General features: G+C 73.2%; 16 protein-coding genes. 3 read left to right on the top strand and 13 right to left on the bottom strand.

Annotation, left to right across the window (positions count from 1 at the left end; translation table 11 throughout):
- Positions 1-83: 83 nt before the first annotated feature.
- Both AC0VYN_RS11540 and AC0VYN_RS11535 read left to right on the top strand, forming a co-directional pair.
- Positions 84-1,598 (top strand): phosphatase PAP2 family protein, encoded by a 1,515-nt coding sequence (locus AC0VYN_RS11540; protein WP_475535889.1) that lies wholly within the window; start codon positions 84-86, stop codon positions 1,596-1,598.
- 155 nt (positions 1,599-1,753) lie between these two features.
- A complete protein-coding gene (locus AC0VYN_RS11535; RefSeq protein ID WP_475535888.1) occupies positions 1,754-2,575 on the top strand; it encodes a methyltransferase domain-containing protein in 822 nt (273 codons plus the stop codon).
- A 37-nt stretch (positions 2,576-2,612) separates the two neighbouring features.
- Here AC0VYN_RS11535 and AC0VYN_RS11530 read toward each other — a convergent pair whose 3' ends face one another.
- The 13 genes from AC0VYN_RS11530 to AC0VYN_RS11470 form a co-directional block, all read right to left on the bottom strand.
- On the bottom strand, positions 2,613-2,906 hold the full coding sequence (locus AC0VYN_RS11530) for a gas vesicle protein K (RefSeq protein WP_385462960.1): 294 nt from the start codon (positions 2,904-2,906) through the stop codon (positions 2,613-2,615).
- A 1-nt stretch (position 2,907) separates the two neighbouring features.
- Positions 2,908-3,090 carry a gas vesicle protein gene (locus AC0VYN_RS11525; protein ID WP_077799359.1) on the bottom strand — a complete coding sequence of 61 codons (183 nt, stop codon included), beginning with the start codon at positions 3,088-3,090 and terminating at the stop codon, positions 2,908-2,910.
- Positions 3,087-3,926, bottom strand: coding sequence for a GvpL/GvpF family gas vesicle protein (locus AC0VYN_RS11520; protein ID WP_475535887.1), 840 nt, complete (start codon positions 3,924-3,926; stop codon positions 3,087-3,089). Before AC0VYN_RS11520 ends, AC0VYN_RS11525 begins: the two co-directional genes overlap by 4 nt.
- Positions 3,923-4,252, bottom strand: coding sequence for a gas vesicle protein (locus tag AC0VYN_RS11515; RefSeq protein WP_385462967.1), 330 nt, complete (start codon positions 4,250-4,252; stop codon positions 3,923-3,925). The genes AC0VYN_RS11520 and AC0VYN_RS11515 overlap by 4 nt, the downstream gene beginning before the upstream one ends.
- A complete protein-coding gene (locus tag AC0VYN_RS11510; RefSeq protein ID WP_475535886.1) occupies positions 4,249-5,517 on the bottom strand; it encodes an SRPBCC family protein in 1,269 nt (422 codons plus the stop codon). The genes AC0VYN_RS11515 and AC0VYN_RS11510 overlap by 4 nt, the downstream gene beginning before the upstream one ends.
- Complete coding sequence (locus tag AC0VYN_RS11505) at positions 5,517-6,173, bottom strand: DNA primase (RefSeq protein ID WP_475535885.1); 657 nt, start codon at positions 6,171-6,173, stop codon at positions 5,517-5,519. Before AC0VYN_RS11505 ends, AC0VYN_RS11510 begins: the two co-directional genes overlap by 1 nt.
- On the bottom strand, positions 6,170-6,433 hold the full coding sequence (locus tag AC0VYN_RS11500; protein ID WP_385462975.1) for a gas vesicle protein GvpG: 264 nt from the start codon (positions 6,431-6,433) through the stop codon (positions 6,170-6,172). The genes AC0VYN_RS11505 and AC0VYN_RS11500 overlap by 4 nt, the downstream gene beginning before the upstream one ends.
- Before the next feature lie 5 nt (positions 6,434-6,438).
- Entirely contained in the window at positions 6,439-7,212 is a 774-nt protein-coding gene (locus AC0VYN_RS11495; protein WP_385462978.1) for a GvpL/GvpF family gas vesicle protein, read from the bottom strand.
- On the bottom strand, positions 7,209-7,646 hold the full coding sequence (locus AC0VYN_RS11490) for a gas vesicle structural protein GvpA (protein ID WP_475535884.1): 438 nt from the start codon (positions 7,644-7,646) through the stop codon (positions 7,209-7,211). Before AC0VYN_RS11490 ends, AC0VYN_RS11495 begins: the two co-directional genes overlap by 4 nt.
- 58 nt (positions 7,647-7,704) lie before the next feature.
- Positions 7,705-8,097, bottom strand: coding sequence for a gas vesicle protein GvpO (locus AC0VYN_RS11485; protein ID WP_385462984.1), 393 nt, complete (start codon positions 8,095-8,097; stop codon positions 7,705-7,707).
- A gap of 113 nt (positions 8,098-8,210) precedes the next feature.
- Entirely contained in the window at positions 8,211-9,155 is a 945-nt protein-coding gene (ligD, locus tag AC0VYN_RS11480; RefSeq protein ID WP_475535883.1) for a non-homologous end-joining DNA ligase, read from the bottom strand.
- Entirely contained in the window at positions 9,152-10,999 is a 1,848-nt protein-coding gene (locus AC0VYN_RS11475) for a transketolase (RefSeq protein ID WP_475535882.1), read from the bottom strand. Before AC0VYN_RS11475 ends, ligD begins: the two co-directional genes overlap by 4 nt.
- Positions 10,996-13,038: an NAD(P)/FAD-dependent oxidoreductase gene (locus AC0VYN_RS11470; RefSeq protein WP_475535881.1), complete on the bottom strand. Its 2,043-nt coding sequence runs from the start codon at positions 13,036-13,038 to the stop codon at positions 10,996-10,998. The genes AC0VYN_RS11475 and AC0VYN_RS11470 overlap by 4 nt, the downstream gene beginning before the upstream one ends.
- Positions 13,039-13,193: 155 nt before the next feature.
- Here AC0VYN_RS11470 and AC0VYN_RS11465 point away from each other — a divergent pair, with 155 nt between their 5' ends.
- Positions 13,194-14,156, top strand: coding sequence for an LLM class F420-dependent oxidoreductase (locus AC0VYN_RS11465; RefSeq protein WP_475535880.1), 963 nt, complete (start codon positions 13,194-13,196; stop codon positions 14,154-14,156).
- Position 14,157 lies beyond the last annotated feature (1 nt).

Below are 14,157 nucleotides of genomic sequence, written 5' to 3'. Positions count from 1 at the left end.
GCATTACCGCCGGGACCGGCGGTACCCGGACGGGTGCGGTTCGCCACCCGCAGGAAAAGCCGCCCGCCGGGTAGGCGGGAGGAATGAGCCCCGATGTAGACCTCACCGTCCCGACGCCCGGCCCGCACCCGGTCCGCGACGGCCTGCTGCGGCTGGACCAGCGCGTGTTCGAGGCGGTCGCCGCCCGGCACTGGCCCGGCGCCGACCCCCTGCTGCCCCGGCTCAGCCGCAGCGCCAACCACGGCGTGCTGTGGTTCGCCGCCGCCGCCGCGCTGGCCGCGGCCCGCACTCCGCGGTCCCGGCGCGCCGCCGTCCGGGGTCTCGCCTCGCTGAGCCTGGCCTCCTTGACGATCAACACCCTCGGCAAGCGCTCGGTCCGCCGCCCGCGGCCGGTGCTGGACCCGGTGCCGGTGGTCCGGCAGCTGAAGAGGCAGCCGATCACCACGTCGTTCCCGTCGGGGCACGCCGCGTCGGCCGCCGCGTTCGCGGCCGGCGTCGCGCTGGAGTCGCCGGCGTGGGGCGCCGCGGTGGCGCCGGTGGCCGCCGCGGTGGCCCTCTCGCGGGTCTACACGGGTGTGCACTTCCCGAGCGACGTGCTCGCCGGGGCGACGCTGGGCGCGGGCGCGGCGTTCGCCGTACGGGGCATGGTGCCGACCCGGGCCCAGCTCATCCCGCCGGCCAGGCCGCGCGCCGAGCTGCCGGCACTGCCCGGGGGCGAGGGCCTGGTGATGGTGGCGAACACCGCCTCGGGCACCGCGGACCGGGTGCGCGCGCTGTGCGACGCGCTGCCCGGGGCCGAGGTCGTCGAGAGCGCGCCGGAGGACGTCGGCGACGAGCTGGAGAAGGCGGCGGGCCGCGCCCGGGTGCTCGGCGTCTGCGGCGGCGACGGCACCGTGAACGCCGCCGCGGAGATCGCCATGCGGCACGGCGTACCGCTGGCCGTGCTGCCGGGCGGCACGCTCAACCACTTCGCCTACGACCTGGGCGTGGAGGACGTCAAGGACCTGTGCCGGGCGCTGGAGGGCGGGGAGGGCGTGCGCGTGGACGTCGGCCGGTTCACCTCCTGCCGGAAGCGCGGCATCTTCCTGAACACCTTCAGTCTCGGCGTGTACCCGGAGCTGGTCCGCGAGCGGGAGCACTGGTCGCCCCGGATCGGCGGCTGGCCGGCCGGGGTGCTCGCGGCGGTGCGGGTGCTGCGCGCCGACCGGCATCCGCTGGAGGCCGAGGTGCAGGGGCGCAGGCGCCCGCTGTGGATGCTGTTCGCGGGCAACGGCACGTACCACCGAATGGGCCTCGCCCCCGGCCGCCGGCTGGACCTGGCGGACGGGCAGCTGGACATCCGGGTGGTGCACGGCGGCCGCCGGCCGGCCCTGCGGCTGCTCTCCGCGGCCCTCGCCGGGCCGCTGACCCGCTCCCCCGCCCACGCGGCGGTGCAGGTGAGCCGGCTCCGGCTGACCGGTGTCGCGCCGGGCACGCTCCTGGCGTACGACGGGGAGATCACCGAGACGCAGGGCGATCTGACGCTGGAGAAACTGCCCGAGGCGCTCACCGTCTACCGGCCGCTGACGGGCACCCGGTCCTCCCACCCGGCTTCCTGACGCGGCGACGGCCGCGCCCGACGGAGCATCAGACCGCATACTGAGACGCGGGTCTCATCATGTGGTGCGCGGGCGTACGGTTGGTCCTGCCGCCGGGCGGGGTCGCCGTACCCCGCGCACCGGTGCGTCGGGCAGTCGCGCAGAGGGGATCGGCCATGTCCAGACCGCAGGAGACCGCCGTGTACACGCACGGACACCACGAGTCCGTGCTGCGCTCGCACACCTGGCGCACCGCCGCCAACTCGGCCGCCTACCTGCTCGGCTCGCTGAAGCCGCACATGAGGATCCTGGACATCGGCTGCGGCCCCGGCACCATCACCGCGGACCTGGCGGAGCTGGTGCCCGACGGGCACGTGACGGGTGCGGACCGGTCGCCGGAGATCGTGGAGCGGGCCCGCGCCACCGCCGCCGCGCGGGGCCTGTCCAACACCGCCTTCGCGGTCGCCGACGTGCACGCCCTGGACTACCCGGACGACACGTTCTGCGTGGTCCACGCCCACCAGGTGCTCCAGCACGTGGGCGACCCGGTGCAGGCGCTGCGGGAGATGAGGCGGGTGGTGCGGCCGAACGGGTTCGTCGCCGTGCGCGACTCGGACTACGGCGCCATGACCTGGTATCCCGCCTCCTCCGGCATGGACGGCTGGCTGGACCTGTACCGCGGGGTGGCCCGCGCCAACGGGGGCGAACCGGACGCGGGGCGCCGGCTGAAGGCCTGGGCTCTGGAGGCCGGGTTCACGGACATCGCGGCGACCTCGGCCACCTGGACCTTCTCGACGCCGGACGAGCGGGAGTGGTGGAGCGGCCTGTGGGCGGACCGCACGCTGGCCTCCGCCTTCGCCGAGCGGGCCACGGAGGACGGCCACGCGACGGCGGAGGAGCTGCGGGCCGTGTCGGCGGCCTGGCGGGAGTGGGGCCGCCGGCCCGACGGGTGGTTCGCCGTCCTGCACGGCGAGATCCTGTGCCGGAAGGAGGCCTGACGGACGGCCGGGGGTGGGGCCTGCCGCCCCGGGAGGCTCACTCCCGGGGCAGCAGCGGTCCCAGTGGTCCGAGGTCCAGGTTCAGGTCCTCGGGCCGCAGTCCGTAGCGGTCGCGCAGTTCCGTCATGCGGTCGTCGAGCAGCATCAGGGTGAGCCCGATCCGCTCCTCCTGCTCCTCGCTCAGGTCGCCCTCGTCGACGCGGCGCAGCGCTTGGCGCTCCATGAGCTGGCGCAGCAGCTCCACGACGGTCAGCACGAGTTTGATCAGGTCGCGCTCGACCGTGTCGGGGTCCAGGTCGAGGTGCTTGCGGCGTTCCGGTTGTTCGCTCACATCAGTCCCCGAACGGCGACGGCACGTTGCGGTTGACCGAGCTGATCAACGCGTTGAGGTCGATACGGACCAGGTCGACGTCCGCGATGCGCAGCGTGATGTCGCCGGTGATGACCACGCCGCCGGCCAGCAGCCGGTCGAGCAGGTCCACGAGGGCGATCTCACGCCGTTCGACGACGGTCATGACTCCTCCCCAGCGGCCCCGGCGTCCGCCGTCCTCCCGCCGGCGGTCTCCGCGCCGGAACCCCGCTCCTCGGCGGCTTCGTCCCCCGCGAAGGAGTAGGCGGCCCACGGGCCGGTGAGTTCCACGCGCATGCCCGGGGTGTCGTCCTTCGTGCGGTCCACCATCTCCACGAACTCCTCGGACACGTCCCGCGGCACCAGATAGGCGGCGTTGAGGACGTTCCGTCCGGCGGCGCCGGAGAGGGCGGGGTTCTGCGGCGCGTGCAGCCGTGCGTCGTCGGCCCGGTCGGACAGGTTCGCGTGCAGGCGCGTCGCGAATTCCTCGGCCCGGGTCCACTGGTCCTCGTGCGCCCGTGTCCGCATGCGCCGCTGCCGCAGGTAGTCACGGCCCGTGGCGGGCTTCGGCTCGGGCTCCGCCGGACCGTTCCGCTGCCCGGAGTCCGTCTCGACGTACACCTTCACACCCCATTCGACCCGGCCCTGGAGCCGGTCGAGGATGCGCCGGAAGTCGTCCTCCCGCTCCTCCAGCATCACGCGGACGCCGCTGTCGTCCCGGAAGACGGTGGCCAGCCGGAGCGGCAGCGGCGTGGTGACGACGGTGAGCGCGTCGACGACCTGCTGGTGGGCGCGGGCGGTCCCGGCGAGCCAGTCCATGTTCTCCAGGCGGGCCCGCAGCGCCTCCTCCGAGAAGTCGGCCTCGGGCACGTGACTGACCACGGCGACCAGGCCGTGATGGGTCAGCAGCCTGGGCGGGTCGCCCGCCACCCCCGTCAGCTGGGACTGGAGGGGGACGTCGAAGGGCCGGCAGACGGCGTAGACGTACCGCAGTGCCGTCATCGCTCCTCCTCCCTCGGTACGCGTCCCGCCTCCAGCTCCCGCAGCCGCTCACGCAACTCCGCGTTCTCCCGGGTCAGTTCGTCGCGCCGGGCGCGCGACGAGAGCGCCGGGTCACTCTCCCACCAGTCGATGCCCATCTCCTTGGCCTTGTCGACGGAGGCGACGATGAGCCGCAGCTTGATCGTCAGCAACTCGATGTCGAGCAGGTTGATCCGGATGTCGCCCGCGATGACGACGCCCTTGTCGAGCACCCGCTCCAGGATGTCCGCGAGATTGGCGCTCTGTCCCTGGCCATAGGGGTCGGGCAGCCGGCTGGGAGTGGTCATCGACTGCTCCTGCGGCCGGCGTACTCGTCCTCGTCCTCGTACTCACCACGGGACTCGTACTCGCCCTCGGCGTCGGCGTCGCCGCCGTCCTCCTCCTCCTCGTACTCTCCCTCGGGCTCCTCCTCGTAGTCGTCCTCGTCCGCGGGCTCCCCGGACTCCTCGGACTCCTCGGACTCCTCGGGCGCCTCCTCCGCCTCTTCCTCCTCGGCGTACGGAGCGTCCTCGTCGTCCTCGTCGTCGTCCTCGTCGTCCTCGTAGGCGTCCTCCGCCTCGTCGGACTCCTCGGGCTCGCCGTCCTCGTCCTGCTCGTCGTCCTCGCGGGCCTCGGGCTCCTCGCCCTCGCGGTCCTCCTCGCCCTCCTGGCCCTCCTCCTGCTCCTGCTCCTGCTCCTCCTCCAGCGCGTCCTCGTGGCTCTGGACCACCTCGCCGTCGCGGATCTCGCCGCGCCAGCCGTCCTCCGCCTCGCCCTTGAGGGTGATGTGGCGGACGAAGTTCTTCAGGTCCAGCCGGGCCCGGCGGCCCTGGGCGCGCCAGATGTTGCCGGTCTTCTCGAACAGGCCGCTCGGGTAGTACTCGATGACCAGGATGACGCGGGTGAGGTTGTCGGCGAGCTGGTGGAAGCTGACGACACCCTTGGTGGTGCCCTTGGCGCCCTCGGACGTCCAGGAGATCCGGTCGTCGGGCACCTGCTCGGTGGTCTTCGCCTTCCAGCTCCGGTTGGACCAGAAGACCTTCAGCTGCCAGTCGGAGGTCGTGTCGTCGGCGCGGTTCGCGCTCTTGACGCCCTTGGCGAAGGTGCTGAAGTCCTGGTACTGCGTCCACTGGTCGTAGGCCGTGCGCAGGGGCACGCCGACATCGACGTACTCGATGATGACGGTCGGCTTCTGACCGCCGCCGCCCTTCTTCTTCCCCTTGCCGCCGCCCAGGTTCTTGAAGGCGCCGACCACGTTGTCCTTCACCTTGCCGGCGCCGACCTCGAGCGCGGCCCGCATCGGGCTCTTGCCCTCGGCGAGCTTGCGTCCGCCGTCGAGGGCGAGCTTGGCGAAGCCGGGGCTGTTGCCGTCGGCTATGTCGTTCAGCTTCCCGGTGGTCTCGCCGAGCTTGCGGCCGACGCCGGTGAGCAGCCGTGTGGCCTGGGCGGCGAGGTAGTCCTGCACCTCCGCCTTCAGGCGGTCGGCCGCCTCGCTCTGGGCCACGTCGGTGAGCGGGTTCTTCTTCGCGGCCTTGCCTGCCGTGGAGGCCGCGGATCCGAGGGTGTCGGACATCACTCACCACCGCCCTTCGCCTGCCGGGACCCGGCGCCGCGGGCGGGGGCGTTCTTGCCGGCCGCCTTCTTGGCGGGCTGTGCCCGCTTGGCGGCCGTCTTCTTCGCGGGCGCCTTGGCGGCGGCCTTCTTGGCCGGCCTCTTCGCGGGTGCCTTCTTCGCCGCCCCGCGGGCCGTCTCGGACGCCTTCTTCGCGGGACGCTCGCGGCGGCGCCCGGACTCCTGCGACCCGTCCGCCTCGTCCCGCCGGTCCTCGTCCCGGTCCTCGTCCCGCCGGTCCTCGTCCCGCGGCTCCTCGTCCTCGTACTCCGCGTCCTGAGAGTCCTCGGAGTCGCGGGATTCGCCGGAGAGCTGGCCGCGCACCTCGGCGGTGCGCCCGTGGAGACGGTCCGCGAGCGCGCCGATCTGCCGCTCGACCATGGCTCCCGAGGCGGCCTTGCCCACGCCCCGCAGGTCCGTGCGCAGCTGGTCCCCGATCTCCTTGAACTGCGGATTGTTCTGCAGCTGCGTGGAGACCAGTTCCGCGATCCCCTTCGGGGTCAGATTCAGCTTCTTGCCGGCCACCATGGTGCCCACGGCGACCGCCATTTTGAGTTTCTTCGTACGTCCCAGCAGATAGCCGGCCCCTACTGCGAGGCCCAGTCCCGTTCGATTCATGGCGCCGTCCCCTTGCCCAATCCCGCGCTGTAACGCGTAGCGATCTCCAGCCGGTCCAGGAGCACGTCCTCCTCCTGGTCGAACTCCTCCTCGGTGATCTCCCCGGCCTCCAACCGCTCCTCGAGACGGGCGAGTTCGGCCCGGACAGTGGAGGGGTCGTAATAGATGCGCTCGGCCTCGGCGAGCACTTGCCTGATGGCCCAGCCGCCGCCGCGCGCCGGGGCGAGCGGCAGCAGGAGGATCTCCGAGAAGAGTCCCACTGTCGTCACCCCGCTCCGGCGTCCGCGCCACCGGCCGCGGTGCCCGCGGGCTCGGCCGGGCCGGGCTCGACGAAGCTGTACGGCGGCAGCGGCCCGTTCACGCGCACCTCCAGGTGCGGCATCTCCCTGCGGGCCCGCTCCACGGCGGCCAGGAACTCCTCGGCCGACTCGCGCTTCACCAGGAACGACACGTTGGCGAGCCATCCGGTGGACTCGGGGCCGACGCTGACGGCGTCGGCGGCCGGCTGCAGGGCGCGCTCCAGCGCGGTGCCGTCCTCGGACTCCTTGTCCTTGACGGCGGCGGCGACCATCTCGCCGAGCCGGATCTTGTCCTCGTAACTACCGCCGCCCGACTGCCGGTTGGACTCCGCGAGGGCGCGGATCTCCGGGTTGTCGGCCATCACGTGGTGCAGCACGGCTTCCTCGACGTGATTGGCCTTGATGTTGTACTCGACCCGGTCGTCCAGGGCCCGCAGACGCTCCTGGTAGTGCTCGGCCCGCTCGGCCAGCACTCCGGTGACCGCGTTGTCGTCCGGGGCGACGCTGCCGAAGCGCATGGGCAGGACGCAGCCGGCCGCCCCGGCCTCACTGAGCACGTTCTGGTGGGCGAGCAGTTCCCGGCGCTTGGGGCGCAGGTCCTCGGGCGCGTCGCTGACGACCGCGGCCAGGTCGCCCTCCTTGAGGATGCGCACCTCCCGCGGCGGCGCGCCGACGCCCGTCAGCCCTTCCGGAAGCGCGGGGTGGGACCCGGCGGTGATGCCGTAGACGTACGTGCTCACTCCTGCTCCTCCTTACGGCGCGAAGACGCGGTCTTGCGGGCGCGCGGGCGCGAGGTCGTCTCCCGCTCGGAGCCGCTCTCGTCACGGCCCTGCTTGAACGCGTCCGAGATGGTCTCGGCGGCGCCGGACAGCGCCCCCTTGGACTTGCCGCGGGCACCGGACTCGGTCATCTCACCGACCAGGTCGGGCAGGCCCGGGTCCTTGCGCGGACCGGCCTCCAGGTCGAGCCGGTTGCACGCCTCGGCGAAGCGCAGATAAGTGTCGACACTCGCGACGACGACGCGGACGTCGATCTTGAGGATCTCGATGCCGACCAGGGAGACGCGCACGAATGCGTCGATGACGAGCCCCCTGTCCAGTACGAGCTCGAGCACGTCGTAGAGGCCGCTGCTGCCGCCTCCGCCGCCGGTCTGTTGTGCCGGAACCACAGTCATGCCGGCTGTCCCTCCATTCGTTCCGTGGGTGTGTGTGCGTGGGTGTCGGACGGGCGGTTCAGCGCCCGCCGCGGGCGTCGGCCCGTCCCCGCTCGTAGCGCCGGACCCGCCGGTAGCCGGTGAGCTGCCCGTCCGGGTCGAGTTCGACCACGTAGCTGCCCATCAGGCTCATCGTGTCGGGCACGCGCTCGAGCTCGAGGACCTCGACCTCCAGCGACCAGCCCTCCTCCGTCTGCTCGAAGGACGACACGGATTCCGCCGTCATCCCGGTGAGCTCCGCGAGCTGTGCACGCGCCTCGCGGAGGATCTCCATCGGCCGGGGTCGACGCGCCTTCGGTGCTTGTTGCGTTTCCTGTGAGTCCTGTGAGTCCTGGGACTTTTGAGAACTCTGTGTTTTTCGTGAACTCTGCTGTCGGGTCTGTGATTCGGACGTGTTGTTCGTGTTCGACATGGCCACCTCTCCCTCCCGTGTGGCCGCAAGTGTGTTCGCCAAACCTCCACGGGCCCATGCATGTGCCACGCGTCCGCGCAACCGGAGCGGCCGTCGTCCCGGCCGTGCGGCCCTCAGCCGCGCAGGGTGTCCAGCCGTCTCCGGGCGGGGGCCAGGGACCGCGCGCGGCTCATGGTCCCGGCCCAGGGCCGGGTGCGTGCCTGGTCGACGGCGTCCGCGACGGTCCAGCGGCGGGCGTGCAGGCCGGGGTCGTCCAGCTGGTCCCAGGACAGGGGGGTCGCCACCGGCGCGCCGGGCAGCGCCCGGACGGAGAAGGGCGCCACGGCGGTCTGCGCGTAGGCGTTGCGCTGGATGTCGAGGTAGAGCCGGTCGCCGCGGTCCTTCTTGCGGGCGGCGGTGGTGAGCCGGCCGGGGTGCGCGGCGGCCAGGGTGTCGGCGACGTCCCGGGCGAACTCCCGTACCTCGTCGTGGTTCTGCTCGCCTTTCAGCGGGACGATCACGTGCAGGCCGCGGGAGCCGGTGGTCATGAGGGCCGAGGGGAGCCTCAGCTCGTCGAGCAGGCCGCCCAGCAGCCCGGCCGCCTCGCGGACCCGCGGGAAGTCGTCACCGGCCGGATCGAGGTCGAAGACCATCCGGTCCGGCCGGTCGGCGCACCCGGTCCGCGACTGCCAGCGGTGCAGGGTGAGGGCGGCCTGGTCGGCGAGGTACAGCAGGGTGGCGGTGTCGTCGCAGACGGTGTGGTGGACGGTGCCGCCCTCCTTGGCCACCTCGACGCGGGGGATCCAGTCCGGGTAGTGCTCGGGGGTGTTCTTCTGCATGAACCGGGGGCCGTCCACGCCGTCCGGGTGCCGCTCCAGCATCAGCGGGCGGTCCCGCAGGTGCGGCAGCATGAACGGGGCGACGGCCCGGTAGTAGTCGACGAGGTCGCCCTTGGTGTACTCCTCGGCGCCGCCGTTCCCGTCGCGGCCGTCCCCGGCGGGGAACAGCACCTTGCCGGGCCGGTGCACCTCCACGGTGTGCCGGCCGGCCCGGACGGTGCGTACGCCGTCACGGCTCACGCGACGACCGCCTCCCCCACGAGCAGCCGCCCGGCCGCCGCGATGGAGTCGGCGTCGATGCCCGCCGCGCGCAGCTGCTCTTCCGGCGACGCCGATCCGGGCATCGTCCGTACGGCGAGCCGGACCAGGCGGGGCACCGGCCGCCCGTCGGTGAACGCGTCGAGGACCGCGTCGCCGATGCCGCCCTCCTCCCGGTGGTCCTCCACGGACATCAGGCAGCCGGTCTCCTCGGCGGCCCGCCGCAGGGTGTCCCGGTCCACCGGCTTGACCGAGTACAGGTCGATCACGCGGACCGCGATGTCCTCCTCGGCGAGGGCGTCGGCCGCGGCCAGCGCCTCGTGCACGGTGTCGCCCGCCGCGACGACGGTCAGCCGGTCGCGGTCCGAGGAACGCAGCACCTTGCTGCCGCCGACGGGGAACTCCTCGTCCGGCCCGTAGATCACCTTGCTCTCGCCCCGGGAGGTGCGCAGGTAACGGATGCCCTCCAGCTCCGCCATCCCGGCGACGAGCCGGGCGGTCTGGTTGGCGTCGCACGGGCAGAGCACGGTGGAGCCGTGGACCGCCCGCATCATGGCCAGGTCCTCCAGGCCCATCTGGCTGGGACCGTCCTGGCCGATGGCGACGCCCGAGTGGGAGCCGACGAGGTTGAGGTCCGAGCCGCTGACCGACGCCATGCGGACGAAGTCGTAGGCACGGGTGAGGAAGGCGGCGAACGTCGTGGCGTACGGCACCCAGCCGCGGGCCGCCATGCCGACGGCTGCGGCGACCATCTGCTGCTCGGCGATGTAGCACTCGAAGTAGCGCTCGGGGTGCTTCTTGGCGAAGAACTCGGCGCGGGTGGAGTCGCCGACCTCGCCGTCGAGGGCGACGACGTCGCCGCGGGCGGTGCCGAGCGCGGCCAGCGCCTCGCCGAAGGCGTTGCGGGTGGCCAGCTCGTCGCCCTTCTCGTAGCGGGGCAGTTCGAGCCGGCCGGAGCCGGCCGAGTGCAGGGCACGCGCGGACGGCGGCTCGTGCACGCGGACGGTGAGGTCGCGCGGGCCGCCGAGTTCCCCGATCGCCTCGTCGGCGTCCGGCACCGGCTTGCCGTGCTGGCCCTCACGGTCCTCCACGGCCTTCACGCCCTTGCCCTTGAGGGTCCGGGCGATGATCGCGGTGGGCTGGCCCCTGGTGGACAGCGCCTCGCCGTAGGCGCGGTCGACGGCGTCGACGTCATGACCGTCGATCTCGATCGTGTGCCAGTCGAAGGCCCTGAAGCGGCGGGCGTAGGCGTCCAGGTCGTGGCCGTGCCGGGTGGGACCGCGCTGACCGAGCCGGTTGACGTCGACGATCACGGTGAGGTTGTCGAGGTTCTCGTGTCCGGCGTGCTCGGCGGCCTCCCAGACCGATCCCTCGGCCATCTCGCTGTCCCCGCACAGCACCCACACCCGGTAGTCGGAGTGGTCCAGCCGCTTGCCGGACAGGGCGATGCCGACGCCGACGGGCAGGCCCTGGCCCAGCGAACCGGTGGCCGTCTCGACCCACGGAAGCCGCTGGGGTGTGGGGTGTCCCTCCAGGCGGCTGCCCAGCTTGCGGAAGGTGAGCAGTTCCTCGTCGTCGATGGCGCCGGCCGCCTTGTAGGCGGAGTACAGCAGGGGCGAGGCGTGTCCCTTGGAGAGGACGAAGCGGTCGTTGCCGGGGTGGGCGGGGCGCTGGAAGTCGTAGCGGAGGTGGTTGGCGAGCAGTACCGCCATCAGGTCCGCGGCGGACAGCGAGGACGTCGGGTGCCCGGAGCCCGCGGCGGCGGCGGCGCGCACGCTGTCGACGCGCAACTGCTGTCCGAGTTCGACGAGTTCACCGGTGTTCATGAGTCTCCTTCGTAGGGTCCGTCGGTGCGTTTGACGGGACCGGGGGCCTTGCCGGGGCCGGGCGGCGGCTGGTCGGCCGGCGGTTCGGGTCCGGGGTCGGCGGGGCCGGTGGCGGAGCGGGTCGGGGCGGAGGCACCGGAGGACGGCGGCCTGACACGGCCGCCGGCGGCGGGCCGGGGCTTGCCCCGGGCTCCGGCCGGACCGGGCTTGGCCCGGACGCCCGACGGTCCGGGCTTGGGCGCCCCGGCCGCACCCGGCCTGCCCCGGCCGCCCTCGGGGCCGGGTTCGGGCGGAGCCGGCTTGGGCGCAGCCGGCTTCGGCGGGCCGGGCTGGGCCGGCGCCTCGGGGGGCCGGCCCTTCGCGGGCTCACCGCCGGGCTGATTCTTCGCCGGCTCACCACCCGGCTGGTTCTTCGCCGGCTCACCGCCAGGCTGGTTCCTCGCGGGCTCACCGCCAGGCTGGCTATTCGTCGGCTCACCGCCCGGCTGATTCCTCGCCGGCTCACCACCCGGCTGGCCCTTCGCCGGCTCACCGGCCGACTGATTCCTCGCGGGCTCACCGCCAGGCTGGCTATTCGCCGGCTCACCGCCCGGCTCGGGGGCGCTGCCGACCCGTCGGCTCGCCGGGGTGTCGCCGCTCGGCGTGTCCCGCCGTGGGCCGGCGTCCGGCCGGTCCGACGCGTCACCGGGCCCGGGGCCCGTCGTCGTGTCCTCCGTCCGGCGCGGCGTCGCCCCCGCCGGGACCCGTGCCAGCTCGGGCGACGCCGATTCCAGCGGCACCGACCAGGACCGTACGAGACCCAGCTGCACGGCCTGCCGGGGCAGTACCGCGTCCAGCAGCCAGTCCGCCGCGACCCGGACGCGGTTGCCCGGCATCGCGGCGAGGTGGTACCCGCGGGTGACCGCGCCCGCCGCCGCGCCGGACAGCGGGACGCCGAGCGGGTTGGCCGCGGCCTTGGCGCCGCCCAGGTCCACGACGAAGCCCAGGTCACGGTGGCGGTAGGGCCGCCGCTCGCCGCCGATGCCGAGCGACGCGGCGACGTTGTGGGCGCAGACCTTGCCGTGCCGCCAGGCGTGCTGCGCGGTCATCGGCGTGTATCCGCCGGGGTTGGCCAGGTCCGGCACCGCCGCCACGTCGCCGCACGCGAACAGCTCGGGGTGCCCCGGCACCTGGAGGTGGGGGTCGACCAGCAGCCGGCCGCGCTCCATGGGCAGTCCGAGGGACTCCACGAGCGGATCGGGCCGCACGCCCACGCACCACACCAGTGTGCGCGTGTCGACGGTCGTGCCGTCGGTCAGCAGGACCCCGTCGTGGGTGGCCTCCTTCACCGACGTGCCCATCCGCACGTCGACGCCCCGCTGCCGCAGCACCCGCTCGGCGGTGCGGGAGAGCCGTTCGTCCATCTCGGGCAGGACGCGCGGCGCGATGTCGAGCAGCATCCAGCGGGGCCGCATGCCGGTGCGCATCGGGTGCCTGCGGACCTGCGCGTCGGTGTACATCTGGCCGTGCGCGGCGACCTCGGTGCCGGTGTACCCGGCGCCGACGACGACGAAGGTGCACCGGGCCGCGCGCTCCGCGCGGTCCCGGGCCGCGGCGGCCAGCTCCACCTGCCGGGTCACGTGGTCGCGCAGGTACAGCGCCTCCGGCAGCCCGCGGAACCCGTGGGCGTGCTCGGCGACGCCGGGAATCGGCAGCAACTTGTTGACGCTGCCCGCGGCGAGCACCAGCCGGTCGAAGCGCAGGGTGCCCTCGCCGCCCTCCGGGCCGGTGTAGTGCACGGTGTGCCCGTCCAGGTCGACGCCGTCGGCCTCGCCGAGCACCAGCCGGACGCGCGGCAGGGTCCCCGACAGGGACACGGTGACCCGGCGCGGTTCCAGTACGCCGGCGGCGACCTGGGGCAGCAGGGGCAGGTAGAGGAAGTAGTCGGTCGGGTTGAGCAGGGTGATGTCGGCCTGGTGCCGGGTGAGCCGGGACAGGGTGCGGGCCGTCCGGTACCCGGCGAAGCCGGCGCCGACGATGACGATGCGGGGTCGGCCCACGATGCGCCTCCGGGCTGTCGCGTACCTCGTGAGCCTTCCGCGTCCCCTTGGCCGGGGTGCCCAAACGTCGCCGGCGGGCCCGCGCCTCCGGTTTCCCAACCTGCGCCCGGGTACTCGGGCCGGGACCCACCCGCCCCGCGTCCTGGAGGCAGCCCATGCCCGAGTACGGCTATTTCCTCTCCTGCGAGCAGTACGGCCCCGCGGAGCTGATCGAGCAGGCCCGGATGGCCGAGCAGGCCGGGTTCCAGGCACTGTGGATCTCGGACCACTACCACCCGTGGAACGACGAGCAGGGGCAGAGCCCGTTCGTGTGGTCGGTGATCGGCGCGCTGTCCGAGGCCGTGTCCCTGCCGGTCGAGACGGCGGTGACGTGCCCGACCGTGCGCACCCACCCGGCGGTGGTGGCGCAGGCGGCGGCGACCAGCGCGGTGATGACGCAGGGCCGCTTCCGGCTCGGGGTCGGCACCGGCGAGGCGCTCAACGAGCACATCCTCGGTGACGCCTGGCCGGCCGCGCACGTGCGCCTGGAGATGCTGGAGGAGGCCGTCCAGATCATGCGCCGGCTGTTCACCGGCGAGGAGGTCAACCACCACGGCACGCACTACACGGTGGAGAACGCCCGCCTGTACACGGTCCCCGACGAGCCCATCCCGATCGACATCTCCGGTTTCGGACCGGCGGCGACCGCGCTGGCGTCCCGGGTGGGCGACGGCTACATCACGATGATGCCGGACGCGTCGATGGTGCAGCAGTACCGCAAGGGCGGGGGCGGCGGCAAGCTGGTCAGCGGGGGCACGAAGGTCTGCTACGACACCGACAGGGACGCGGCGGTGCGGACCGTGCACCGGCTGTGGGCCAACGAGCTGCTGCCGGGCGAGCTGGGCCAGGTGCTGCCCTCGCCGAAGCACTTCGAGCAGGCGCAGACCCTGGTCACCGAGGACATGGTGCGCGAGAACCGGGTGTGCGGCGAGGACCCGGACGAGCACGTGGCGGAGCTGAGGAAGTTCGCCGACGCCGGGTTCGACCGCGTCTACGTCAACCAGATCGGCCCCGACATGCGCGGTTTCTTCGACTGCTACCGCACGAAGGTGCTGCCGCAGCTCCAGGAGAGCGGCTGAC

This window comes from Streptomyces sp. 63XJN7_1_ISO-PGPR-S23-121 (assembly GCF_056173025.1).
This window is presented reverse-complemented; position numbering and strand designations above follow the sequence as displayed.

Bases quoted from the DNA above. Each gene is read 5' to 3' on its own strand.
- AC0VYN_RS11520 (WP_475535887.1), bottom strand. From the start codon at position 3,926: ATGACGGCACTGCGGTACGTCTACGCCGTCTGCCGGCCCTTCGACGTC.
- AC0VYN_RS11510 (WP_475535886.1), bottom strand. From the start codon at position 5,517: ATGTCCGACACCCTCGGATCCGCGGCCTCCACGGCAGGCAAGGCCGCG.
- AC0VYN_RS11475 (WP_475535882.1), bottom strand. From the start codon at position 10,999: ATGAACACCGGTGAACTCGTCGAACTCGGACAGCAGTTGCGCGTCGAC.
- AC0VYN_RS11465 (WP_475535880.1), top strand. From the start codon at position 13,194: ATGCCCGAGTACGGCTATTTCCTCTCCTGCGAGCAGTACGGCCCCGCG.
- AC0VYN_RS11540 (WP_475535889.1), top strand. From the start codon at position 84: ATGAGCCCCGATGTAGACCTCACCGTCCCGACGCCCGGCCCGCACCCG.
- AC0VYN_RS11485 (WP_385462984.1), bottom strand. From the start codon at position 8,097: ATGTCGAACACGAACAACACGTCCGAATCACAGACCCGACAGCAGAGT.
- AC0VYN_RS11525 (WP_077799359.1), bottom strand. From the start codon at position 3,090: ATGACCGTCGTCGAACGGCGTGAGATCGCCCTCGTGGACCTGCTCGAC.
- AC0VYN_RS11505 (WP_475535885.1), bottom strand. From the start codon at position 6,173: ATGAATCGAACGGGACTGGGCCTCGCAGTAGGGGCCGGCTATCTGCTG.
- AC0VYN_RS11490 (WP_475535884.1), bottom strand. From the start codon at position 7,646: ATGACTGTGGTTCCGGCACAACAGACCGGCGGCGGAGGCGGCAGCAGC.
- AC0VYN_RS11535 (WP_475535888.1), top strand. From the start codon at position 1,754: ATGTCCAGACCGCAGGAGACCGCCGTGTACACGCACGGACACCACGAG.
- AC0VYN_RS11515 (WP_385462967.1), bottom strand. From the start codon at position 4,252: ATGACCACTCCCAGCCGGCTGCCCGACCCCTATGGCCAGGGACAGAGC.